Here is a 22,559-nt window from a genome sequence, read left to right on the forward strand (position 1 = left end):
TATTTTATTAATTACAGTAGAGGCTTTGAACCACGTTGCCACCAGCGCAGCATCAGTCGTTCTGCAGTATCGCCAGCGCTGCCCGTCAGACGATCCAGCAGGCGTTTACGCCGCGTATAGCGAACACTTAGCACTTCATGGTTAGCCATTTCAGCAATCAGCAGATCGTCACTGGTACCGATAGCGTCAATCAACCCCAGATCTTTCGCCTGAGTACCAAACCAGTGCTCTCCCGTCGCCACCGAATCAATATCCAGCGAAGGACGCATCTGCTGTACAAAATCCTTAAACAGCGTGTGCGTGACATTCAGATCTTCACGGAATTTCTCACGACCTTGTTCGGTGTTCTCACCAAACAGCGTCAGCGTACGCTTGAATTCGCCCGCCGTGTGCAGCTCAACATCGATGTCTTTGTTTTTCAGCAAACGGTGGAAGTTGGGGATTTGTGCCACAACGCCAATAGACCCTACAATCGCAAACGGTGCCGCTACGATGCGGTCAGCCACGCAGGCCATCATATATCCGCCACTGGCAGCCACTTTATCCACGGAGACCGTCAAACGCACGCCGCCCTGGCGTAAACGCTGCAATTGCGAGGCCGCCAATCCATAACCGTGCACTACACCACCAGGGCTTTCCAGACGCAGCAAGACCTCATCTTTCGGTTTCGCCACAGCGAGCACGGCGGAGATCTCTTCACGCAACGAACTGACTTCGCCCGCATCCATACTGCCGTTGAAATCGAGCACGTACAGACACGGTTTAACACTCTTCTCTTCGCCACGTTTGGCGCGCTGTTTATCTTGCTTCGCGGTTTCTTTTTCTTTCTTCTTTTCTTGTTTAGATAACAGCTTACGTTCGGTGTCGCTCATACAAGCGGTCTGCATTTCACGCTGCATTTCCTGATATTGTTCACCCAGATTCGTGACCTGCAACTCACCTTTATGCGGGCGCTTACGCTGCGTCATCCCGAATGCCAGAACGACTAACGCACCAATCGCCACCACGATGGTGAGTACCTTAGCCAGGAATAAACCGTACAGAGAAAGTAATTCCACAAACACCGTCCTCATTGACTGCGTATTAATTAATGTTGGTTTACTCACCAACCATGGCGTTGACGTCGTGCGCCATTCCCTTCCTATAACCTAACTGATGGCACGCAATATGGCGATGTTATTCCTGCGGTTTTTACGCCTGTTGCTGCTTTTTACAACAGCACAGGGATAAATAGAGGCAGTCTCATTGAAAACAGTCGACATTTGAGGCATAACACCCCCATTCACCCTGCCCGGATGCGCCGTTATCTGACGTTCCGAGCGGCACGACCGACGCATCTCGCCGTGCCGATACGCGATGGCAGGTCTATTATCTGAAGCGTGGCTGTTTTGGGCCACGGCAAGAGGAATTCATTGTGCATTACCAACCTAAAATCGATTTACTGCAAAACCGCATCATTCTGGTCACCGGTGCTGGCGACGGCATTGGCCGGGAAGCCGCGCTGACCTACGCTCGCTACGGCGCACACGTCATCTTATTAGGGCGGACAGAAAGTAAACTTCAATCGGTTAAACAGCAGATCGAGCAGGAACACGGTACGCCAGCGCACGTGGTTGTCTGCGATATGCTGGCCTTATCCTCCGCGCAGTGCTTTCAACTGGCTGACGAACTGGCACAGGTTGTGCCGCACCTGGATGGGGTTCTTCACAACGCCGGATTGCTCGGGGAAATCACCCCTATCACACAGCAAACGCCTGAGATCTGGCATCAGGTTATGCAGGTCAACGTCAACGCGACCTTTATGCTGACACAGGCGCTGCTGCCTCTATTATTGAAATCGCCTTGCTCTTCTCTGGTTTTCACCAGTTCCAGCGTGGGCCGAGAAGGTCGGGCCGGCTGGGGAGCCTATTCCGTATCCAAATTTGCGACAGAAGGCCTGATGCAAGTGCTGGCCGAAGAGTATCGTTCACACAATCTGCGCGTGAACTGTATTAATCCTGGCGGAACGCGTACAGGAATGCGTGCGTCAGCCTTCCCCAACGAAGATCCAATGAGACTGAAAACGCCAGCAGATATTATGCCGCTGTATCTCTACCTGATGGGCGATGACAGCCGACGTAAGACGGGGATGAGTTTTGACGCACAGCCGGGCAGAAAAGCCGGTCCAGCCGAACAATAGGGAAGAGCATGCACGATGAGCGATGAACGCCACCAGCAACGCCAACAGCGCCTGAAAGAAAAGGTCGACGCCCGCATTGCCGCCGCGAATGAAACACGCGGTATCCTGATCGTCTTCACCGGTAACGGGAAAGGAAAAACCACGGCCGCCTTTGGCACCGTCACGCGAGCGATAGGCCACGGGTTACGGGCGGGTGTGATCCAGTTTATTAAAGGCGAATGGCCTAACGGTGAGAAGAATCTGCTGCAACAGCACGGCGTGGAATTTCAGGTCATGGCGACGGGTTTTACTTGGGATACGCAGAATCGCCAGACGGATACCGAAGCGGCACAGCACGTCTGGCAGCATGGCAAACGCATGCTGGCCGATCCACAGCTCGATCTCGTCGTGTTGGACGAACTGACGTATATGATTAGCTATGATTATTTAGATTTAAGTGACATTGTCACTGCACTGAAGCAGCGCCCTGCCGGACAGACGGTCATTATTACCGGCCGCGGTTGCCACCGTGACTTACTGGAAATGGCCGATACCGTGACGGAAATGCGCCCGGTAAAACATGCGTTTGATAGCGGAATTCAGGCCCAGCAAGGCATTGACTGGTAGCCGTTAGCCTTCATTAGTGATAAGCCGAGCGCAATGAAAACGGGCAGCGAAAGCTGCCCGTGAAGCGTATAGAGAGAAGATTACCCGTTGCGCTTAGGTTTTGGCGAGGTACGGCGCGCCGGAGCTGAGTTGATCTGGCTGTGACGTTTTACCGCACGGCGGATCTGGTTCGCCTTCACTCGGCGGCGCTCGCGCTCAACCGGCAGTTTCGATACCGTTTCTGCCGGAAGCTGCACTAATTCACGCAAATAGTTCAGCTGTTCCAGCGGCATTTCTGTCCAGCCACCGCGTGGAATACCTTTCGGCAGCGTAATGTCACCGTAGCGCACGCGAATCAGGCGGCTAACCTGCACGCCAACTGCTTCCCACAGACGGCGAACTTCACGGTTGCGCCCTTCGGTCAGCGTCACGTTATACCACTGGTTCAACCCTTCACCGCCCTGATAGCGAATGGTGCGGAATGATGCCGGGCCGTCATCCAGCTGTACGCCTTTGCTCAGCTGTTTGATCTTTTCGTCGTCAACTTCACCGAAAACACGCACGGCGTATTCACGCTCAACCTCACGGCTGGGGTGCATCAAACGGTTGGCTAACTCACCGTCGGTCGTGAACAGCAGCAGGCCGGAGGTGTTCACGTCCAGACGCCCTACTGCCACCCAGCGAGAACCCTGAATTTTTGGCAGACGGTCAAATACTGTCGGGCGGCCATCAGGATCGTTACGGGTGCACAACTCACCTTCCGGTTTGTAGTACATCAGTACGCGGCACACGGACTCTTCGGTTTCCTTAACGGTAACCACATGACCATCGATACGGATTTTGGTGGCTTTCGTCACTTCAACGCGATCGCCCAGAGTGGCAATCTTACCGTCAACGCTGACGCGTCCAGCCTGAATGATAACTTCAATTTCGCGGCGTGAGCCATGTCCGGCGCGCGCCAGAACTTTTTGTAACTTTTCGCTCATTGAGCAACCTCTAGTGTCGCCTTCCCAGGCGTCGGGGGGAGTCATAACTGCTGATAAAATTCAGCCGTTACGTAAAAATTGAATGTACGTAAAAATAGTGTGTACGTAAAAATCGTTCGTCATATTAAAAACTGGCGCGATTATACCGATCTTCGCGCCATTTGTATTCCCATTGTTACCGCTCGTCGCTGCACTTATAAGAACGGTGTGACATCACCGGTGCCTTCACGCGCGACGCGTGGCACGGACTCGGTCAAATCGATAACCGTCGTCGGTTGTTGACCCAGCGAGCCGCCATGAATAATCAAATCCACCTGTTTTCCCAATCTGTCCTGAATTTCTTCTGGATCGGATTCGGCGAAATCATTTCCCGGCAGCATCAGCGTTGTCGACATCAGCGGCTCATTCAGCGCAGCCAGCAGCTCCAGTGCGATAGGATTGGACGGCACGCGCAGGCCGATGGTTTTACGCTTTTCATTCATTAAGCGGCGAGGAACCTCTTTCGTCGCTTTCAGAATAAACGTGTAATTACCGGGTGTGTTATTTTTAATCAACCGAAAAGCCGAGTTATCAACATGGGCATACGTCGACAGTTCGGACAAATCGCGACACATCAGCGTGAAGTTATGATCGCTCCCCAGATCGCGAATCCGGCAGATGCGTTCCAGCGCGTTCTTTTCGCCCAACATACAGCCCAACGCGTAACCGGAATCCGTTGGATAAACAATCACCCCACCTTTATGCAAAAATTCCACCGACTGATTGATCAATCGCGGCTGCGGATTCTGCGGGTGAATATAGAAAAACTGGCTCATAACCCTACCTCATACGTCTGACATTTCGCGGCGCTGTTCATTCCAACCCGCTTCATCGTGCAATAAGGATGATTATAGAACGTGTTGGCGGTAAAAGATTGTTATTCCATGAATTTGCTATTTCAAAAGAGCGTCATGGCATCAACGTGGTATCGGTTGATCGATAATTATGCGCTGCCAGCCTCCACCAATAGCGGATGGTGCCAAACGGGTTCGACATCGGCAGGTAGCCACAGCTTGCGGCCTAGCTCAATCCAGGCACACGGCAGGTGGAAATCCGATCCTTGTGACGCCATCAGGTTGAAATTCCGCGCATAGCGTCCCAACTGCGTCCGTTCATCCGGTGCCTGTTGGCATTGCGCCACTTCCATCGCGATCCCGCCGCTTTCTGCGAAGGTAGCTAACAGACGCTTTAGCCATTTGGCCGTCAAATCGTAGCGCCCCGGATGCGCCAACACTGATACACCGCCGGATTGATGAATCGCCTCGATCGCTTGCGGTATCGTGCACCACTGCGGTGGCACGTAACCGATTTTGCCTTTCGCCAGATATTTTTTGAACACCTGATTCATATTCGCCGCGATGCCCAGTTCGATCAGATAACGTGCAAAATGCGCGCGTGTAATCTGTCCGCCCGTCGCCAGACGCTGTGCGCCAGCCAGCGCATCCGGAATGCGGTTTTTTTCCAGACGAGCCGCGATCTGTTCCGCCCGACTCTGCCGGCACTCCGCCTGCTGTTGCAACAGCCTCGTCAACGCTGGGTGTGCACTATCCATCCCCAGTCCGACAATATGGATCTCATGGTTTTCCCACAGCGTGGAGATCTCCACACCGGGAATCAATCTCAGCGGCAGATCCTGTTGTGCAATCGCATCCTGCGCTTCGTCAAGCCCAGCCGTCGTGTCGTGATCGGTAATCGCCAGCACGCTCACCCGCATGTCTACCGCGCGACTGACCAGCGCCGTCGGCGTTAAAAGGCCATCAGATGCCGTGGTATGGCTATGCAAATCATAAAGTGGGAACGACGATATCGGTTGAGAATCTTCTGGCACAAGCCTATCCATTAACAAGAATAATGCGAAGAGCGCATGATGCCATCAATAGGGCGTAAATGGTAATGCCCGCCGTTTCCCTGAGTAATAAAATAATCCTATTGAAGGTGTTGACATTTTATCGCCGAACCAGTTAACTAGTACACAAGCGCGGTGCGCAGACGGTAATTAGTATACAAACAGTGAGATGATGATAATGGCAACGCAGAAAATGATGAAGCATGGTTGGTGGCGCTCTTCCCTCTCGCGGGTGGACTAATCACGCATCGCTGTTATCACACATGCAGATATTCCCAGGCCCGCTTAACCAAGCGGGCTTTTTATTTGATGGGCACAACATTAAACGGGTAGCAAGAATGCAAACAACACAACCTAAACTGGAACTGCTGCGTATTGAGGCCGTTTACCGTAACGACCCCAGCGCTATCTTCCATCAGCTCTGCGGTGCCAGACCGGCAACGCTGTTGTTAGAGTCGGCTGAAATCGACAGCAAGGAAAACCTGAAAAGCCTGTTGATCGTAGATAGCGCACTGCGCATCACCGCACTGGGTCAGCACGTTTCCATTCAGGCACTGACGGCAAACGGCGCCAGCCTCCTGCCGCTTCTGGATGCCGCGCTGCCAGTAGAGATTATCAACCAACCGCGTCCGAACGGCCGTGAACTCACGTTCCCACTGGCAGACGCCATGCAGGACGAAGATGCTCGCCTGCGTTCGCTGTCCGTGTTTGATGCCTTACGTCAGATTCTAACTCTGGTCGCCTGCCCGACAGACGAGCGTGAAGCCATGTTTCTCGGCGGCTTGTTCGCCTACGATTTGGTCGCAGGGTTTGAAGAATTACCCGCGCTGAGCCAGCAGCAGCGTTGCCCAGATTTTTGCTTCTATCTTGCAGAAACGCTGCTGGTGCTTGACCACCAAAAACGTGTAACCGCGCTACAAGCCAGCCTGTTTACACCAAACCATAGCGAAAAGCAGCGTCTGCAACAGCGTCTGGAACAGCTACAGCTTCAGCTCACCCAGCCAGCGCCTGCGCTGCCACGTCAGTCCATCGAAGATATGACGCTGAGCTGCAACCAGAGCGATGAAGCCTTCGGGGAAGTCGTCAGTCAGATGCAAGAAGCTATTCGCATCGGTGAAATTTTCCAGGTCGTGCCGTCGCGCCGTTTCTCTCTGCCGTGTCCTTCACCGCTGGCCGCCTACCAAACGCTGAAGGATAACAATCCCAGCCCTTACATGTTTTACATGCAGGATCAGGACTTCACGTTGTTCGGTGCTTCGCCGGAAAGCTCGCTGAAATACGATGCCGACAGCCGTCAAATCGAAATCTATCCCATTGCCGGAACTCGCCCGCGCGGTCGCCGTTCCGATGGCTCGCTGGATCGCGATCTCGATAGCCGTATTGAGTTAGAAATGCGTACCGACCATAAAGAGCTGGCTGAGCATTTGATGCTGGTAGATTTAGCGCGTAACGATCTGGCGCGCATCTGTCAGCCGGGTAGCCGTTACGTTGCTGACTTGACCAAAGTTGACCGCTATTCCTTTGTGATGCATCTGGTCTCCCGCGTAGTAGGTACGCTGCGTGAAGATCTGGATGTGCTGCACGCCTACCGCGCCTGCATGAATATGGGCACGCTGAGCGGCGCACCGAAAGTCCGGGCCATGCAGCTGATTGCCGAAAGTGAGAAAACCCGACGCGGCAGCTACGGCGGCGCGGTGGGCTACTTCACCGCTCACGGCGATCTGGACACCTGCATCGTTATCCGCTCCGCCTATGTCGAAGACGGTATTGCCACCGTTCAGGCCGGAGCAGGCGTGGTGCTGGATTCTAACCCTCAGGCCGAAGCCGACGAAACACGTAATAAAGCCCGGGCCGTACTGCGAGCCATTGCCAGCGCGCACCATGCAAAGGAGATTTTCTGATGGCCGACATCTTACTGCTCGATAACATCGATTCATTCACCTACAACCTGGTGGATCAGCTGCGTGCCAGCGGTCATCAGGTCGTGATTTACCGTAACCATCTGCCTGCCGACGTCATCATCGCGCGGTTACAGCAAATGGAAAAACCGATCCTGATGCTCTCCCCCGGCCCCGGCACGCCAACCGAAGCGGGTTGTATGCCGGAACTGCTGCAGCGCCTGCGCGGTCAGTTGCCGATTATCGGCATTTGCCTCGGCCATCAGGCCATCGTGGAAGCCTATGGCGGTCATGTTGGTCAGGCGGGTGAAATCCTGCACGGCAAAGCGTCTGCCATCGACCACGATGCCAGCGGCATGTTTAGCGGTTTACCACATCCATTGCCCGTCGCTCGCTACCACTCGCTGGTCGGCAGCAACATTCCATCGACGCTGACCGTCAACGCACACTTCAACACGATGGTCATGGCCGTGCGGAACGATGCCGATCGCGTCTGCGGTTTTCAATTCCACCCTGAGTCGATCCTGACCACGCACGGCGCTCGACTGCTGGAACAAACGCTGGACTGGGCGCTGGCTTAACGAGGGATACGATTATGCAACTGTCTTCTACACAACAGTCTTCTAAGACCCGGGAACCGTCTACTGCTCAGGATGTTATTACCATGCAACACATACTGGAAAAATTATACGGCGCGAACCCTATCAGCCGTCAGGAAAGTCAGGCGCTGTTTGGTGCCATTATTCGCGGTGAACTGGAAGCCAGCCAGCTGGCAGCGGCGTTGATTAGTATGAAAGTACGCGGCGAACATCCCGATGAGATCGCCGGTGCTGCCACGGCTCTGCTGGCCGATGCGCAGCCGTTCCCGCGCCCTGACTATTTATTTGCCGATATCGTCGGCACAGGCGGTGACGGCACCAACAGTATCAACATTTCGACGGCCAGTGCCTTCGTTGCCGCCAGCTGTGGTCTGAAAATCGCCAAGCACGGCAACCGCAGCGTATCCAGCCGCTCCGGTTCCTCCGACCTGCTCTCCGCTTTCGGCATTAAGCTGGATATGAGCGCGCAGGATTCCCGTCAGGCGCTGGACGACCTGGGCGTGTGTTTCCTGTTTGCTCCGCAATACCATCTGGGCTTCCGTCATGCCATGCCGGTTCGTCAGCAGCTTAAAACCCGCACCGTCTTCAACGTGCTGGGGCCGTTGGTCAACCCCGCTCGTCCACCGCTGGCGCTGATTGGCGTGTATAGCCCTGAATTGGTTCGCCCTATCGCCGAAACGCTGAAAGTGCTGGGCTACCAGCGTGCCGCCGTTGTACACGGTGGTGGAATGGATGAAGTCGCGATTCATGCACCGACGCAGGTTGCCGAGTTGAACCATGGCGAGATCGCAACCTACGAACTGACGCACCGCGATTTCGGGCTGGATGCGTATCCGCTATCGGCATTACAAGGCGGTACGCCAGAAGAAAATCGTGACATTCTCGCGTCACTGCTACAAGGTAAAGGTGAACGCGCACACGCCGCCGCGGTTGCCGCCAACGTTGCGCTGCTCCTGAGATTATTTGGACAAGAAGATCTGCGCCAAAATGCGCAACAGGCGCTTGAAGTCATTCATAGTGGACAGGCTTATCAGCGCGTTATCGCCCTGTCCGCCAGAGGATAATGGAACCATGCAGGAAACCGTATTACATAAAATTGTGCGCGATAAAGCGCTCTGGGTTGCGGAACGAGAAAAAGTACAGCCGCTGGCCTCTTTTCAGCATGAGATCGTTCCCAGCCAGCGTGATTTTTATCAGGCGCTGAAACAAGACAAGCCCGCCTTTATTCTTGAATGCAAAAAGGCGTCCCCGTCGAAGGGATTGATTCGCGATGATTTCGACCCGGTAGCGATAGCTCAGGTCTATAAAGATTACGCGTCTGCTATTTCCGTTTTGACTGACGAAAAGTACTTTCAGGGCGATTTTGCCTTTCTGCCGCAGGTTAGCGCGGCAGTACATCAGCCGGTGTTGTGCAAAGACTTTATTATTTCGCCCTACCAGATCTATCTGGCACGCTACTATCAGGCCGATGCCATTCTGCTGATGCTATCCGTGCTGGACGACGAACAGTATCAGCAACTGGCCGACGTCGCGCACAGTCTGAAGCTGGGCGTGTTGACAGAAGTCAGTAATGAAGAAGAGCTGCTGCGGGCCATTCAGCTCGAAGCACGCGTCGTTGGGATCAACAACCGCGATCTGCGCGATCTCTCCATTGACCTCAACCGTACCCGGACGCTCGCACCGCGTCTGCCTGCTGGCGTCACCGTAATCAGTGAATCCGGTATCAACTGTCAGGCACAGATTCGTGAACTCGGCGCCTTTGCGCAGGGCTTCCTGATCGGCAGTTCACTGATGTCTGAACCGGATCTGAACGGCGCGGTACGTCGCGTTATTCTGGGTGAGAACGCTATTTTGGGAGAAAACAAGGTCTGCGGCCTGACGCGCGCAGCTGATGCACAGGCCGCCTATCAAGCGGGTGCGCTCTACGGCGGTTTAATCTTCGTCGCCAGTTCTCCACGCTATGTTGACGCCAAACAAGCCGCCGACGTGATGGCGGGTGCCCCACTGCGCTATGTCGGTGTTTTCCGCAATGCGCCCGTCGAACACATCGTTGCGATCACAACGCAGTTGGGGTTAGCAGCCGTTCAACTGCACGGTGATGAAGATCAACAGACGATCGACAAGCTACGCCAGCAATTACCTGCGACCTGCCAGATTTGGAAAGCGCTGAGCATCGCGGACACCCTGCCAGAACGCAATCTCACCCACGTCGATCGCTACCTGTTTGACAACGGTCAGGGTGGCAGCGGGAAAACCTTCAACTGGTCGCTGCTGGCGAATCAGTCATTGGATAACGTGCTGTTGGCCGGCGGTCTGAATAGCGATAACTGCGCTCTGGCGGCCCAGCAAGGTTGCGCAGGACTGGATTTCAATTCCGGGGTAGAAAGCGAACCGGGAAAAAAAGACTCACATAAAATTGCTGCGGTTTTTGCGACATTACGTCAGCCGCAGCACTAAAACAGACGGGAAAATTATGACATTACTCAACCCTTACTTCGGTGAATTCGGCGGGCAGTTTGTTCCGCAGATCCTCATCCCGGCGTTACGCCAGCTGGAAGAGGCTTTCGTCAGTGCACAAAAAGATCCTGAATTTCAGGCCGAATTTACCGACCTGCTGAAAAACTACGCGGGTCGTCCGACCGCGTTAACCCTGTGTCAAAACCTGACTGCTGGGACCAAAACCAAGCTGTACCTGAAACGCGAAGATCTGCTGCACGGCGGTGCGCACAAAACCAATCAGGTACTCGGACAAGCCCTGCTGGCTAAGCGCATGGGTAAAAGTGAAATCATCGCCGAAACCGGTGCGGGCCAACACGGCGTCGCAACGGCGTTGGCTTGCGCCCTGCTCGGCCTGAAATGCCGCGTTTATATGGGAGCAAAAGACGTTGAGCGCCAGTCGCCGAACGTGTTCCGCATGCGTTTGATGGGGGCGGAAGTAATTCCGGTTCACAGCGGTTCTTCCACGCTGAAAGATGCCTGCAACGAAGCGCTACGTGACTGGTCTGGCAGCTATGAAACGGCACATTATCTGCTGGGAACGGCTGCTGGCCCGCATCCTTATCCGACTATCGTGCGCGAGTTCCAACGCATGATTGGTGAAGAAACCAAAGCGCAGATTCTGGAAAAAGAAGGTCGCTTGCCGGATGCAGTACTGGCCTGTGTTGGCGGTGGTTCTAACGCGATTGGGATGTTCGCTGATTTCATCGACGATACTACCGTCCGTCTGATCGGCGTCGAACCTGGCGGCTTGGGCATTGAATCCGGGCAGCACGGCGCACCGTTAAAACACGGTCGCGTTGGTATTTATTTCGGCATGAAGTCCCCGATGATGCAAACGTCCGACGGACAAATTGAAGAGTCTTACTCGATTTCTGCCGGGTTGGATTTCCCGTCCGTAGGGCCGCAGCACGCCTATCTGAACAGTATTGGTCGTGCCGACTATGTCTCGATTACCGATGATGAAGCGTTGGATGCTTTCAAAGCGCTCTGCCGCGGTGAAGGGATTATTCCCGCGCTGGAATCCTCCCACGCGCTGGCGCACGCCTTGAAGATGATCAAAGCGGAGCCAGAGAAGGAGCAACTGCTGGTGGTTAACCTGTCCGGCCGTGGTGATAAAGACATCTTTACCGTGCACGATATTTTGAAAGATCGGGGAGAAATCTAATGGAACGCTATCAACAGTTATTTAACCGCCTGTCAGAGAAAAAGGAAGGCGCATTCGTTCCGTTTGTTACGCTGGGCGATCCCTCTCCCGAGCAGTCCCTGAAAATTATCGACACGCTGATTGCGGCCGGTGCCGATGCGTTGGAGCTGGGCGTACCCTTCTCTGACCCGTTGGCGGATGGACCGACCATTCAGGATGCCAATCTGCGCGCGTTTGCCGCAGGCGTCACACCAGACCAATGCTTCGAAATGCTGGCGACCATACGCCAGAAATACCCGGAAATCCCGATTGGCCTGCTGATGTATGCCAATCTGGTCTTCAGCAACGGCATTGATGAATTTTATCAGCGCTGCGCGCAGGTTGGCGTCGATTCGGTGTTAGTCGCGGATGTCCCGGTAGTAGAATCTGCACCTTTCCGTGCGGCTGCGCTGCGACACGGCATCGCCCCCATTTTTATCTGTCCGCCTAATGCTGACGATGAACTGCTGCGCGAGATCGCCTCTTATGGTCGCGGCTATACCTATTTAGTGTCACGTGCGGGCGTGACTGGGGCAGAAAAGCGCGCGCAACTGCCGCTGCATCATCTGGTTGCCAAACTGAACGCGTATCATGCTGCCCCGCCGTTACAAGGATTTGGCATTTCCGATCCCGCTCAAGTACGGGAAACGTTAGCCTCAGGCGCAGCGGGTGCCATTTCTGGCTCCGCGATCGTACGGATTATCGAAAAAAATCTGAACCAGCCTGACGTTATGCTGTCCGAGTTACACGCCTTTGTGAGTGAAATGAAAGCCGCTACGCGTTCATAGCACTTTTCAGGCGCGCGATTTGTGCTTCATACAAGTCCTATCGCGCGCCGAATAATGTTTCAAATTATTTCTTATTTAATTAACGCGAAACATCTCCAATTAGTATTTAGTTTCCACTTCATTATAATTGTAAGAAATGTTTTCAAATTGAAATAATTATTTAATTCCACGCCGACAAAATAAGTTAATTACCTCTTAATTTTGAAACCGCATAAATCCCACAAATAAAATACGAAGAAAATCACAGAATTGAGATCATTTAAAATTATCTCTTTTTAACGATCTTGTTCACATTACTGTAAGAAATAATAAATAGAATGGAACCGCTGAACAAAAGTGGCAGCGCGTTTTTAAATAATAATTCTCTTTGACTTGGGATAATAAAATGAAAGTTAAAATATTGACGATGGTGGTAACCTCCTTAATCAGCTTAAGCTCCATGGCAGTGACGATTGACTATCGTCATGAAATGCAGGATACGGCAAAGAACGATCATAAAGATCGCCTGCTGATGTCCCACCGTTTTGACAACGGTTTTGGCCTGTCACTGGAAGGCAAATGGGGCCAATCAAAAAATGATACCACCCCAAATAAACCGTATAACGAAACGGTCAGCAACGGTACTGAAGTGACCGCCAGCTACCTGTACAAATTCGATAAAACTTTTGGACTGGAAACCGGCCTAAACATGGTTACCACTTCAGACGATAACAACTACCGTCCTTACATCAAAGGTACGGCCAACATTACCGATTCCTTATACTATGGTCTGCGCTACCGTGCATCCTACCTGCGTAAAAGTAACAACATCGGTAATACCAGCACAGCTGCGAACCCTACCGATATTAAAGGCTATACCATCACCAGTACGCTGGGTTATAAACTGCCTGCGAACTTTGTGGTTGAATACGAATTTGAATACGATAAGAAAACTAAAGCAGGCGCTCCTGGTTACATCGCCGACAACGACAACTATGGCCTGACTCACAACGTTAAATTAGCGTATAAATATGACAAAAACTGGACGCCTTACGCTGAAGTCGGCAACGTTGTTGGCAGCAAAAACACTGACGAGCGTCAAACTCGCTACCGTGTTGGTGTACAGTACAATTTCTAATGGCTAACGCCATCTAGATAATTGCTGTAATAAAAATAGCGTTCTCTTTATTGGTTTGTTATTTCCTGTCTATAAAAACGGCGACGTTATTTACGTCGCCGTTTTTTTATGGCGTGCCATCCTTGGCCGCCCCCCCTTCCGGGCCGTTGCTGATGCAACGTTAAACATTTCTCCCGGAAGTTTTTTATTCTTCACATCAAACTACATTAACAATCAGAAGCGATAGCCTACGCCAAACATAAAGGCCCAGGGATCAAGTTTGGTATGGATGCTTTGCTGATTATTACCGGCTTTAAATTTCACATCGGTATCAATATCCATCCACCACACAGACATATTAAGCAGCCAGTTTTTATCCAGGTTGTAATCCAACCCTGCCTGCGCAGCAAGGCCCCAGGAATTCTTCAGACTCAGATCGCTCAGGCCCGCCCCCGTCCCCTTGTCATTAAATTTCTCATCGAAGAACATCGTGTAATTCAAACCAACGCCCAAATAAGGACGTAATTTATCTTGAGTATCACCAAAATAGTACTGCGCGACCAGTGAAGGCGGCAGGTGCTTAACTTCCGCAATAGTCCCCGTTCCCGGTGTGCCGACTTTATGTTTGAACGGCGTGGCGGCGAGTAATTCAACCCCAATATTGTCCGTCACCATGTAGCTAAAAGTCAGACCCAGTTGCGTATTGTTATTAACCTGAAACTCACCTAAACCCAGTACGTTGTCCGAACTTTCAGCAGGTCGCACGGTTGCTGAACCTGCCCGAACAATGAAATCACCCGCTTGATGAGCCTGTGCCAATGCAGGCATGAGCGCCGCTGCCAACAATAAGAAAGATGTCTTTTTCATTACCCACTCCATTTATAGGGTTTAAATTTCGAGCGAAATATACCCCTAAGTAGGTATTCTTGTTTTAAGACAGATCACATCTTTTAAAGATTTTACGTCCAAATTGAACTGAATCATTTATCGCTAACTCATTAGAATTCATGAAATTGATCCAGATCAATAGTGGTATGAGGATATCGAATACGCCGCAGGTGACGATAAGCGCCACGATGAGTAGCCATACCACACTGACCTCATAGTGAGGCGAAAAGCAGCATTGCGTCGTTGACGGGGTGCCACAGCGTGAATTAACAGGTTACAATTGGGAGTTAAGTTCTCTCTGTCGATTTATCTTTTTTCAAGGAGCCTGCATGCCTATCACGGCTAACACGTTGTACCGTGACACGATGAATTTCACCCGTAACCAGTTCATCAGCATCTTAATGATGTCACTGTTGACGGCATTCATTACTGTCATACTGAATCATGCGCTATCGCCTTCTGGAGACGAGTTACAGATTCTGAGCAGTTCCAGCAGCGATCTGTCATCTTCTGTCGAAGCTGGCTTGATGGATATGATTCAGCAGATGACGCCGGAACAACAAACCGTGTTACTGAAAATGTCGGCAGCAGGCACCTTTGCTGCGTTAGTGGGCAATGCGCTGCTGACGGGCGGGGTTCTGATGCTGATCCAGCTGGTTTCTGACGGACAGCGCACCAGCGCACTGCGCGCGATTGGCGCCTCTGCACCTTTTTTACTGCGTCTGCTTATCCTGATCCTGCTGTGCACCCTGCTCATCCAGCTTGGCATGATGCTTCTGGTCATTCCTGGCGTGCTGCTCGCTATTGCGCTGAGTTTGTCACCCGTGATTGTCGTCACGGAAAAAAGCGGGATTTTCAACGCCATAAAAGTGAGTACCAAACTGGCTTACGGTAACCTGCGTGCAACCGCGCCTGCCATCGTGATGTGGCTACTGGCTAAAATCGCTATTTTGCTGATCGTGTCGAAGTTACCGATTTCCTCACCGACCGTGCTCGGCGTGGTTCTGAATGGCTTGGGCAACCTGATCTCCGCGATCCTGCTCATTTATCTGTTCCGCCTTTATATGCTGCTGCGCGCTTAACTGCCGCTCTCTGCCTATGCCATCGCTCTGGTGGCATAGGTTCTGCCAAATCTCCGTTCGCTATCTACCCAATCGTAATTTTCTGCAAATTATTACAATATCTCGGGAATGGTGTTCCACAATAAAGGATAATGGCATGAGCTATCGGATAACTCTCGCGGGTTATGATTACGACACTGTTGAGTGATGGATTGACATAATGAAGCAACTTCTTGATTTTATACCGTTGGTCGTTTTTTTTGCGGCCTATAAACTTTATGACATCTATATCGCATCGGGTGCACTGATTGCCGCAACGGCGCTGTCACTCGTGGTCACCTGGGTGATGTATCGTAAAATAGAGAAAATGACGCTGGTCACCTTTGCCATGGTCGTCGTTTTCGGTTCGCTAACGCTGGTGTTCCATAACGATCTGTTTATCAAGTGGAAAGTCACCATTATCTATGCGTTATTTGCCGCCGCTCTGCTGGTTAGCCAGTTTGTGATGAAACAGACCCTGATTCAGAAAATGCTGGGTAAAGAGTTAACCCTTCCGCAGCCCGTCTGGGGGAAACTGAATTTCGCCTGGGCCATGTTCTTTCTGGTGTGTGGACTGGTTAACATCTATATTGCTTTCTGGTTACCGCAAAACGTTTGGGTTAATTTCAAAGTCTTTGGTCTGACCGGTGTGACGCTGCTGTTTACGCTGATTTGTGGCGTTTATATCTATCGTCACTTGCCTAACGATCAGGAAAAGTCAGAAGAAGAAAAAAGCGAGCAACAGCAATAGCCAAAGCGAGATAGACACAATGAGCACACAAAACGTGTTACCACAGGGCGAACTGGTTCTCCGCACGCTGGCAATGCCAGCCGATACCAATGCGAACGGAGATATTTTTGGCGGCTGGCTGATGTCGCAAATGGACATCGGCGGCGCGATTCTGGCGAAAGAAATTGCCGAAGGACGTGTCGTTACCGTACGGGTTGATGGGATGTCATTCTTAAAACCTGTCGCCGTCGGCGATGTGGTTTGCTGCTATGCGCGTTGTTTACGTACTGGCCGTAGCTCTATCAACGTCAACGTCGAAGTGTGGGTGAAGAAAGTCTCCTCTGAGCCGATTGGTCAGCGTTATCGGGCTACCGAAGCGTTATTCACCTACGTTGCCGTAGATGAAGAAGGCCATCCGCGCGAACTGCCTGCGGGTAAAAGCAACTTCACGCCAAGCGAGTAACGTTTAGCGTTCATCGGCGTAAGCTGCCTTGAATAGCGATCGATACGAAAACGGGACGTCCTCTGCTAAAGATGACGTCCCGTTTCTTTGTACTGGCATGAATTATTCGACTGCCGCCCCGCCGTCAATTTTAAAGACGATGGTCACAACCAAATCTTTGCCCGGTTTACCCGCTTCATAACGCCATTTACGCATGGCCTGTTTGATATCACGTTCGAACATATTACGTGGCTCAGCAGAAAGCACGCGCACGTTGTCAACACGTCCTGACTCGTCCACATCAAACTGCATCTTCACCCGCCCTTCAACACGCAGAGAAAACGCGCGAGCCGGATACTGAGGCTGTGCGCGGCTCAACGGACGTGGCCCGCTTGACTGCGTGCTTGCTGCAGGTGCCGGTGCCTGCTTCACTGGCGCATTAGTCACATTGCGCGTTGGTTCTGTGCTGGTAAACGGCGAAGGCGGCTGTTTTTCAACCGTCGGTTCACGTTTAACCGGCTTCGGTTGCTCAACCTTCTTCACCGGCTTAGGCTCCGGTTTAGGTTTCGGCGGCTTGGGCTTTGGTTCAGGTAATGGCATAGGAACCGGCTGCGGCAATGGCTCCGGTTCTGGAATGGGTTCCGGCTCAGGTTCGGGCTGCTTAACCGGCTCTGGCTCCGGGGCAGATTTCGCAGCAGGTGCCGCTTCATAGGCCGCAGGGTTCACCATCACCACGCTGATGGGCTTAGATTCCTGCGGTAATTCGATTGAATTATTAAATGATGCGTACAGCAAACCTGCAATCAGTGAACCGTGAAAACCGGCTGAAAGTATGAATGGCCATGAGTAACGGCGGGTCAAAAAAAACTTTTTTTGCGGCATAGTCTGTCTTTATCCTCTTATGCCGCCCAAGTTTAAATGCAAATAGCAATCATATTCAATAACAACCCGTGGAATTGTTAAAAAAACCGAAATCGCGGGGGGATTACTCTGGCAAATCAACCTATTGTCCTCGCACTATTGTCTTCAAACAACATCACGTATGATGATAGAAACTCGTTTCTCTTACCCGATAGCGTTTGACCGCTGGGGTCTCAAACCCGGCACCCCAAACGATGAAGGGTACCTTCCCACCTGTGAGGTCGCTATGCTCTACGTCATTTATGCTGAAGATAATGTTGATTCATTAGCAAAACGCCTGTCGGTCAGACCAGACCATCTTGCCCGTTTACAGGCATTGCGCGATCAAGGTCGACTGATTACCGCTGGCCCTTTGCCTGCAATCGACAGCGAGGATCCCGGTCAGGCTGGCTTTAGCGGCTCCGTGATTATCGCCGAATTCACATCGCTGGATGAGGCAACAGCATGGGCCAACGCCGACCCTTACCTCGCAGCAGGCGTCTATAAACACGTCAGCGTGAAGCCATTCAAAAAAGTGTTTTAAACATCCAATTGATACAGGTCATGGTTGCATGAAAAAGCCATGGCCCTTTTCGCTCCCGCCAAAAGCTGAAATATTTTAGTCATTTAACAGTGATAGTTTGACCGCTATTCATCTATAGAGGGTCAACAATCATGTTAATGCCTGCGATTTTGCGAAACGGAGTTGCACGTATCCGCCGCCGTCATCGCCTCAGTATTCTCTCCGGATTGTTATTGATCATTGGGTTATTTTCTTTATTGCAATTGGTGTCCGTCGGCGTCATTTCTCAAACGATGACTCAGGTTCGGCAGGATATTTCCGCTAACGAGAGCCTTCGTCAGCAACAAGCGTTAATGGATAAAGCACGGATGGAAGTGATGAATGCCAGCGACAAGCTCAACCGCGCGGGCATTTATTTGTTGGTAGACAAAGAAACGGGGTCTGAAGGTAGCTGGCACAGCCTGATGGATGAAGCGGAAGTGTCTCTCAAACAGGCGCAGGAGCACTACCAATTACTGGGGACGGCCACGACGGCTGAAGCAGACACCGCGGCGTTTATCGATTTGAAAAAGAGCTATAGCCAGCTTTATTCCGGGCTTGTCGAGCTGGCCGAAGGAATAAAGACCACTAATCAGATCGATATTTTCTTTGCCGTTCCGGTACAGGCTTATCAAAGCGATTTTACCCAGAAGTATTCACACTATCTGCAAGATACCGATGCGCTGCAAAAGCAGCATGGCCAACAATTTTTATCCTCTCTCGATAACGCAAAAACGATCTTCATTACGGTTCTGGGGCTCTTGCTGGCAATCGCCATCGCCGTGTGGATTGGCGTGAGTCGGATCATTATTCGTCCGCTGACGCACATTATTGCCCATTTAAAACTGATCGCGGCGGGCGACCTTTCGCATGCGGTCAATACAAAGACGCGCGGTACACGCGAAGTTGAACAGCTTAATACCAGCGTCATTCAAATGCAGGAAGGTCTGGTGAACCTGGTCAATCAGGTTCGTCAGGGCGTTGACCACATGGTGACGCAGGTCGATCGGGTTGCGGCAGATAACCATCGGCTTTCCGAACAGGCGAACCGCCAATCCCACGAACTCAAAGTCACCACAGAACATATTATTCAGCTTAGCCAGCATCTGGAACAAAATACCCAGCATACCCAACAGGCTAATTTGCACGCGGAAGATACCAGCAAGATCGCCGCACAGGGTGAGACGATGATGAATGACGTCAAGGTGGCGATGTCAGACATTGCAGGCAGAACGCGTGAGATGACAGAAGCCATTGGGATGATAGAGAACGTGGCGTTTCAGACGCACATTCTGTCTTTGAACGCCGCCATTGAAGCCGCACGAGCTGGAACGATGGGACGAGGTTTTGCCGTTGTCGCGCGGGAAGTCGGCACGCTGGCTTCGCAAAGCAGCCATTCTGCACAAAATATTAATGTGCTGATTCGTGATTCAGATAACAGCGTAACCGCAGGAACACGTCTGGTGAACAAACTGAATGACAGCCTGCAACACATCATTCAGACCGCGAAAGACACAGGCACGTTTCTGAGCGAGATTTCGGAGATATCGCACCAGCAGAACGAGAGCATCCATGAAGTCACCGCCCGCCTCAGCACGCTGAACGACACCGTAAGGGAAAATGCGGGACAGGTTGAAGCCTCCGCACACACCTTCACCTCACTGCTGGAGCAAACGGAGCGTTTAAATACGTCGGTATCGCTGTTTATCCTGCCATCGACGGAGGATGACATTAACCCGATGATCGATCAGAGCGCAATGGCGCAGCGCATTCCGGTGATGGGATGAGCCGATGAGGGAATAAACCCCGCGAATGGTAAATCGTGTGATAAAAAAATAGCGACCAGGCATCGGGTCGCTATTTTCCTCACTGGTTTACCAGTCGTAGGTTACCGCATAGAGCAATGCTCGTCGTTGCTGCTTTTGTTGCAGATAACGGGCAGAGCGAATATGACGATACGTACGTGATTGAGCCTCCAACCAGCGACTTCTTCTGCGCTGGACCTGACGTAACATCCGCCAGCGACCCACTTCATTCCGACTGCGTTTCATTATGCGACTCTTGTTAATACACTCGCGCTGGGCATTATACCCCCCTAATTCACGGCGACAATCAGTGAATCCCTTTCTCAACTATTATCTTCTTGCTCATCACTTTTATTCAGAGGAAAGGCATTTCCCCTTTTATAAATCTATGCGTACACTTTGTTAATTCTTTGCAGAAGGGAACTGTGCTGCTTTTATGTCGACATTTTATACCGTAATAAGTTGGTTACTGGTTTTTAGCTACTGGTTGCTGATTGCAGGTGTGACCCTGCGTATTCTGATGAAACGTCGGGCGGTGCCTTCTGCGATGGCTTGGCTGTTGGTAATTTATATTCTGCCACTTGTCGGTATTGTCGCTTATCTTTCGTTTGGCGAGCTCCATCTCGGCAAACGCCGAGCCGAACGTGCCAGCAAAATGTGGCCATCAACGGCAAAATGGCTACGCGAATTAAAAGAATATCGCCGTATTTTTGCGACGGAAAACAGTGAGGTCGCCAGCGCGTTATTTCAGCTGTGTGAGAGACGGCAAGGGGTTGGTGGCGTTAAAGGCAACCAGTTGCAGTTGATGACCACGTTTGATGACACCATTAAAGCGCTATTGCGTGATATTGAACTCGCACGCAGCAACATCGAAATGGTGTTCTACATCTGGCAACCCGGCGGCCTGGTCGAACAAGTCTCCTCTTCCCTTATCGCCGCGGCACGCCGCGGGGTACACTGCCGTATTCTGTTGGACTCTGCCGGCAGCGTACAATTTTTCCGCCAGCATCACCCCGAGTTGATGCGTACTGCCGGGATCGAAGTGGTCGAAGCCCTGAAAGTTAATCTGTTCCGTGCTTTCCTTCGCCGCATGGATTTGCGCCAGCACCGTAAAATCATCCTCATCGACAACCGTATTGCCTATACCGGCAGCATGAATATGGTCGACCCCCGTTTGTTCAAGCAAGATGCCGGCGTTGGGCAATGGATCGACCTGATGGCGCGTATTGAAGGCCCGGTGGCGACCACGCTGGGGATTATTTACTGCTGCGACTGGGAAATGGAGACAGGCAAGCGCCTGCTTCCGCCGCCGCCGGATGTTAACGTTATGCCGTTCGAACAGGAGAGCGGCCACACCATTCAGGTTATTGCCTCCGGCCCCGGTTACCCGGAAGAAATGATTCATCAGGCGCTGCTGACGTCCGTCTATTCGGCACGTAAGCAATTGATCATGACGACGCCCTACTTCGTACCCAGCGACGATTTGCTGCACGCCATCTGTACCGCCGCTCAGCGTGGAGTCGATGTCAGCATTATTGTGCCGCACAAAAATGACTCCGTGCTGGTCGGCTGGGCCAGTCGCGCGTTCTTCACGGAACTGCTGGCCGCTGGCGTAAAAATTTATCAGTTCAAGGACGGCCTGCTGCACACCAAAAGCGTACTGGTTGATGGACAGCTCAGTCTGGTTGGCACGGTAAATTTGGATATGCGCAGTCTGTGGCTGAATTTTGAAATTACGCTGGTGATTGACGATGCCGGATTCGGCAGCGATTTAGCCTGCGTTCAGGAAGATTATATCGCCCGCTCACGCCTGTTAAACGCGACACAGTGGCAAAACCGCCCTTACTGGCAACGTATCGTCGAGCGGCTGTTCTACTTTTTCAGCCCCCTGCTATAAATATCCCCGTCATACTTCAAGCTGCATGTGCGTTGGCTTTCCTCGCTCACCCCAGTCACTTACTTATGTAAGCTCCTGGGGACTCACTGCGTCGCCGCCTGCCTGCACTCGAATTATTTAGGGCATACTCCGTTTTCCCGTGTTCTAATAAGGCTATTGGGAATTAACAGGAATTACGTTATGGATTTGAATAATCGCCTGACCGAAGACGAAGCATTGGAACAGGCCTACGACATCTTTTTGGAACTCGCGGCTGATAACCTCGATCCGGCAGATATTCTGCTGTTTAACCTGCAATTCGAAGAGCGCGGCGGCGCAGAGTTATTCGATCCTGCTGAAGACTGGGCCGATCACGTTGATTTCGACCTGAATCCTGACTTTTTTGCCGAAGTCGTTATTGGGCTGGCCAAAGAAGACGGTGAAGAGATCACGGATATTTTTGCCCGCGTGCTGATTTGCCGGGAAAAAGACCACAAACTTTGCCACATTTTGTGGAAAGAATAATTTCTCTTGCTTAAACGTAAGGCGTCTCCCGCA

The 22,559-nt window shown here is 51.9% G+C and carries 23 protein-coding genes and 1 other annotated feature; of the genes, 16 read left to right on the forward strand and 7 right to left on the reverse strand.

Features of this window, described 5'->3' with window-relative positions; translation table 11 throughout:
* Nucleotides 1–11 precede the first annotated feature (11 nt).
* Nucleotides 12–1,058, reverse strand: coding sequence for a protease SohB (sohB, locus tag ACIPUG_RS02185; RefSeq protein ID WP_014915355.1), 1,047 nt, complete (start codon nucleotides 1,056–1,058; stop codon nucleotides 12–14).
* Between the two features lie 356 nt (nucleotides 1,059–1,414).
* Between sohB and ACIPUG_RS02190 the strand changes: the two genes are divergently transcribed.
* Both ACIPUG_RS02190 and cobO read left to right on the forward strand, forming a co-directional pair.
* On the forward strand, nucleotides 1,415–2,179 hold the full coding sequence (locus tag ACIPUG_RS02190; protein WP_400337163.1) for a YciK family oxidoreductase: 765 nt from the start codon (nucleotides 1,415–1,417) through the stop codon (nucleotides 2,177–2,179).
* Nucleotides 2,180–2,194: 15 nt separating this feature from the next.
* Entirely contained in the window at nucleotides 2,195–2,785 is a 591-nt protein-coding gene (gene cobO, locus ACIPUG_RS02195) for a cob(I)yrinic acid a,c-diamide adenosyltransferase (RefSeq protein ID WP_104212073.1), read from the forward strand.
* An 80-nt stretch (nucleotides 2,786–2,865) separates the two neighbouring features.
* Here cobO and rluB read toward each other — a convergent pair whose 3' ends face one another.
* From rluB to ACIPUG_RS02210, 3 genes are all read right to left on the reverse strand, one after another.
* Nucleotides 2,866–3,750 (reverse strand): 23S rRNA pseudouridine(2605) synthase RluB, encoded by an 885-nt coding sequence (gene rluB, locus ACIPUG_RS02200; protein ID WP_014915352.1) that lies wholly within the window; start codon nucleotides 3,748–3,750, stop codon nucleotides 2,866–2,868.
* A gap of 194 nt (nucleotides 3,751–3,944) precedes the next feature.
* Nucleotides 3,945–4,565, reverse strand: a complete 621-nt coding sequence (locus ACIPUG_RS02205) for an L-threonylcarbamoyladenylate synthase (protein ID WP_014915351.1) — start codon at nucleotides 4,563–4,565, stop codon at nucleotides 3,945–3,947.
* Between the two features lie 167 nt (nucleotides 4,566–4,732).
* The gene (locus ACIPUG_RS02210; RefSeq protein ID WP_400337166.1) at nucleotides 4,733–5,629 is read right to left on the reverse strand and encodes a PHP domain-containing protein; all 897 of its coding nucleotides are present in this window, start codon (nucleotides 5,627–5,629) and stop codon (nucleotides 4,733–4,735) included.
* Between the two features lie 208 nt (nucleotides 5,630–5,837).
* Nucleotides 5,838–5,942 (forward strand) — a sequence feature (Trp leader region).
* A gap of 31 nt (nucleotides 5,943–5,973) precedes the next feature.
* Here ACIPUG_RS02210 and ACIPUG_RS02215 point away from each other — a divergent pair.
* The 7 genes from ACIPUG_RS02215 to ACIPUG_RS02245 all read left to right on the forward strand — a co-directional run bounded on the left by ACIPUG_RS02215 (nucleotide 5,974) and on the right by ACIPUG_RS02245 (nucleotide 13,719).
* Nucleotides 5,974–7,536, forward strand: coding sequence for an anthranilate synthase component 1 (locus ACIPUG_RS02215; RefSeq protein WP_400337168.1), 1,563 nt, complete (start codon nucleotides 5,974–5,976; stop codon nucleotides 7,534–7,536).
* Nucleotides 7,536–8,114 (forward strand): glutamine amidotransferase-related protein, encoded by a 579-nt coding sequence (locus ACIPUG_RS02220; RefSeq protein ID WP_039529023.1) that lies wholly within the window; start codon nucleotides 7,536–7,538, stop codon nucleotides 8,112–8,114. Before ACIPUG_RS02215 ends, ACIPUG_RS02220 begins: the two co-directional genes overlap by 1 nt.
* 83 nt (nucleotides 8,115–8,197) lie before the next feature.
* Nucleotides 8,198–9,196, forward strand: a complete 999-nt coding sequence (trpD, locus tag ACIPUG_RS02225; RefSeq protein ID WP_010275263.1) for an anthranilate phosphoribosyltransferase — start codon at nucleotides 8,198–8,200, stop codon at nucleotides 9,194–9,196.
* A 7-nt stretch (nucleotides 9,197–9,203) separates the two neighbouring features.
* Nucleotides 9,204–10,589, forward strand: coding sequence for a bifunctional indole-3-glycerol-phosphate synthase TrpC/phosphoribosylanthranilate isomerase TrpF (gene trpCF / locus ACIPUG_RS02230; RefSeq protein WP_400337170.1), 1,386 nt, complete (start codon nucleotides 9,204–9,206; stop codon nucleotides 10,587–10,589).
* 13 nt (nucleotides 10,590–10,602) lie between these two features.
* Nucleotides 10,603–11,796 (forward strand): tryptophan synthase subunit beta, encoded by a 1,194-nt coding sequence (gene trpB / locus ACIPUG_RS02235; RefSeq protein ID WP_174435753.1) that lies wholly within the window; start codon nucleotides 10,603–10,605, stop codon nucleotides 11,794–11,796.
* Nucleotides 11,796–12,602 carry a tryptophan synthase subunit alpha gene (trpA, locus tag ACIPUG_RS02240; RefSeq protein ID WP_039549541.1) on the forward strand — a complete coding sequence of 269 codons (807 nt, stop codon included), beginning with the start codon at nucleotides 11,796–11,798 and terminating at the stop codon, nucleotides 12,600–12,602. Before trpB ends, trpA begins: the two co-directional genes overlap by 1 nt.
* A gap of 385 nt (nucleotides 12,603–12,987) precedes the next feature.
* Nucleotides 12,988–13,719, forward strand: coding sequence for an oligogalacturonate-specific porin KdgM family protein (locus ACIPUG_RS02245; RefSeq protein ID WP_039514932.1), 732 nt, complete (start codon nucleotides 12,988–12,990; stop codon nucleotides 13,717–13,719).
* Between the two features lie 213 nt (nucleotides 13,720–13,932).
* Here the strand turns inward: ACIPUG_RS02245 and ompW are convergent, their stop codons facing one another.
* Entirely contained in the window at nucleotides 13,933–14,565 is a 633-nt protein-coding gene (gene ompW / locus ACIPUG_RS02250) for an outer membrane protein OmpW (protein WP_039496158.1), read from the reverse strand.
* A gap of 350 nt (nucleotides 14,566–14,915) precedes the next feature.
* Between ompW and ACIPUG_RS02255 the strand changes: the two genes are divergently transcribed.
* The 3 genes from ACIPUG_RS02255 to yciA all read left to right on the forward strand — a co-directional run bounded on the left by ACIPUG_RS02255 (nucleotide 14,916) and on the right by yciA (nucleotide 16,879).
* A complete protein-coding gene (locus tag ACIPUG_RS02255) occupies nucleotides 14,916–15,668 on the forward strand; it encodes a YciC family protein (RefSeq protein ID WP_010275282.1) in 753 nt (250 codons plus the stop codon).
* 199 nt (nucleotides 15,669–15,867) lie between these two features.
* Entirely contained in the window at nucleotides 15,868–16,437 is a 570-nt protein-coding gene (locus ACIPUG_RS02260) for a septation protein A (RefSeq protein WP_010275285.1), read from the forward strand.
* Between the two features lie 19 nt (nucleotides 16,438–16,456).
* Nucleotides 16,457–16,879, forward strand: a complete 423-nt coding sequence (gene yciA / locus ACIPUG_RS02265; protein WP_010275288.1) for an acyl-CoA thioester hydrolase YciA — start codon at nucleotides 16,457–16,459, stop codon at nucleotides 16,877–16,879.
* Between the two features lie 102 nt (nucleotides 16,880–16,981).
* On the opposite strand, the gene tonB is transcribed toward yciA, so the two are convergent.
* Complete coding sequence (tonB, locus tag ACIPUG_RS02270; protein ID WP_014915342.1) at nucleotides 16,982–17,740, reverse strand: TonB system transport protein TonB; 759 nt, start codon at nucleotides 17,738–17,740, stop codon at nucleotides 16,982–16,984.
* Nucleotides 17,741–18,005: 265 nt separating this feature from the next.
* Here tonB and ACIPUG_RS02275 point away from each other — a divergent pair, with 265 nt between their 5' ends.
* A complete protein-coding gene (locus ACIPUG_RS02275; RefSeq protein ID WP_014915341.1) occupies nucleotides 18,006–18,302 on the forward strand; it encodes a YciI family protein in 297 nt (98 codons plus the stop codon).
* A 131-nt stretch (nucleotides 18,303–18,433) separates the two neighbouring features.
* Nucleotides 18,434–20,107, forward strand: a complete 1,674-nt coding sequence (locus ACIPUG_RS02280) for a Tar ligand binding domain-containing protein (protein ID WP_400337173.1) — start codon at nucleotides 18,434–18,436, stop codon at nucleotides 20,105–20,107.
* An 87-nt stretch (nucleotides 20,108–20,194) separates the two neighbouring features.
* On the opposite strand, the gene ACIPUG_RS02285 is transcribed toward ACIPUG_RS02280, so the two are convergent.
* Nucleotides 20,195–20,371, reverse strand: a complete 177-nt coding sequence (locus ACIPUG_RS02285) for a YciY family protein (RefSeq protein WP_085996914.1) — start codon at nucleotides 20,369–20,371, stop codon at nucleotides 20,195–20,197.
* A 190-nt stretch (nucleotides 20,372–20,561) separates the two neighbouring features.
* Here ACIPUG_RS02285 and cls point away from each other — a divergent pair, with 190 nt between their 5' ends.
* Complete coding sequence (cls, locus tag ACIPUG_RS02290; protein ID WP_010275301.1) at nucleotides 20,562–22,022, forward strand: cardiolipin synthase; 1,461 nt, start codon at nucleotides 20,562–20,564, stop codon at nucleotides 22,020–22,022.
* Nucleotides 22,023–22,202: 180 nt separating this feature from the next.
* Nucleotides 22,203–22,526, forward strand: a complete 324-nt coding sequence (locus ACIPUG_RS02295; protein WP_400337175.1) for an HI1450 family dsDNA-mimic protein — start codon at nucleotides 22,203–22,205, stop codon at nucleotides 22,524–22,526.
* The last annotated feature ends 33 nt before the right edge of the window (nucleotides 22,527–22,559 follow it).

The organism is Pectobacterium sp. CHL-2024, from assembly GCF_044751765.1.
Lineage (GTDB): Bacteria > Pseudomonadota > Gammaproteobacteria > Enterobacterales > Enterobacteriaceae > Pectobacterium > Pectobacterium brasiliense.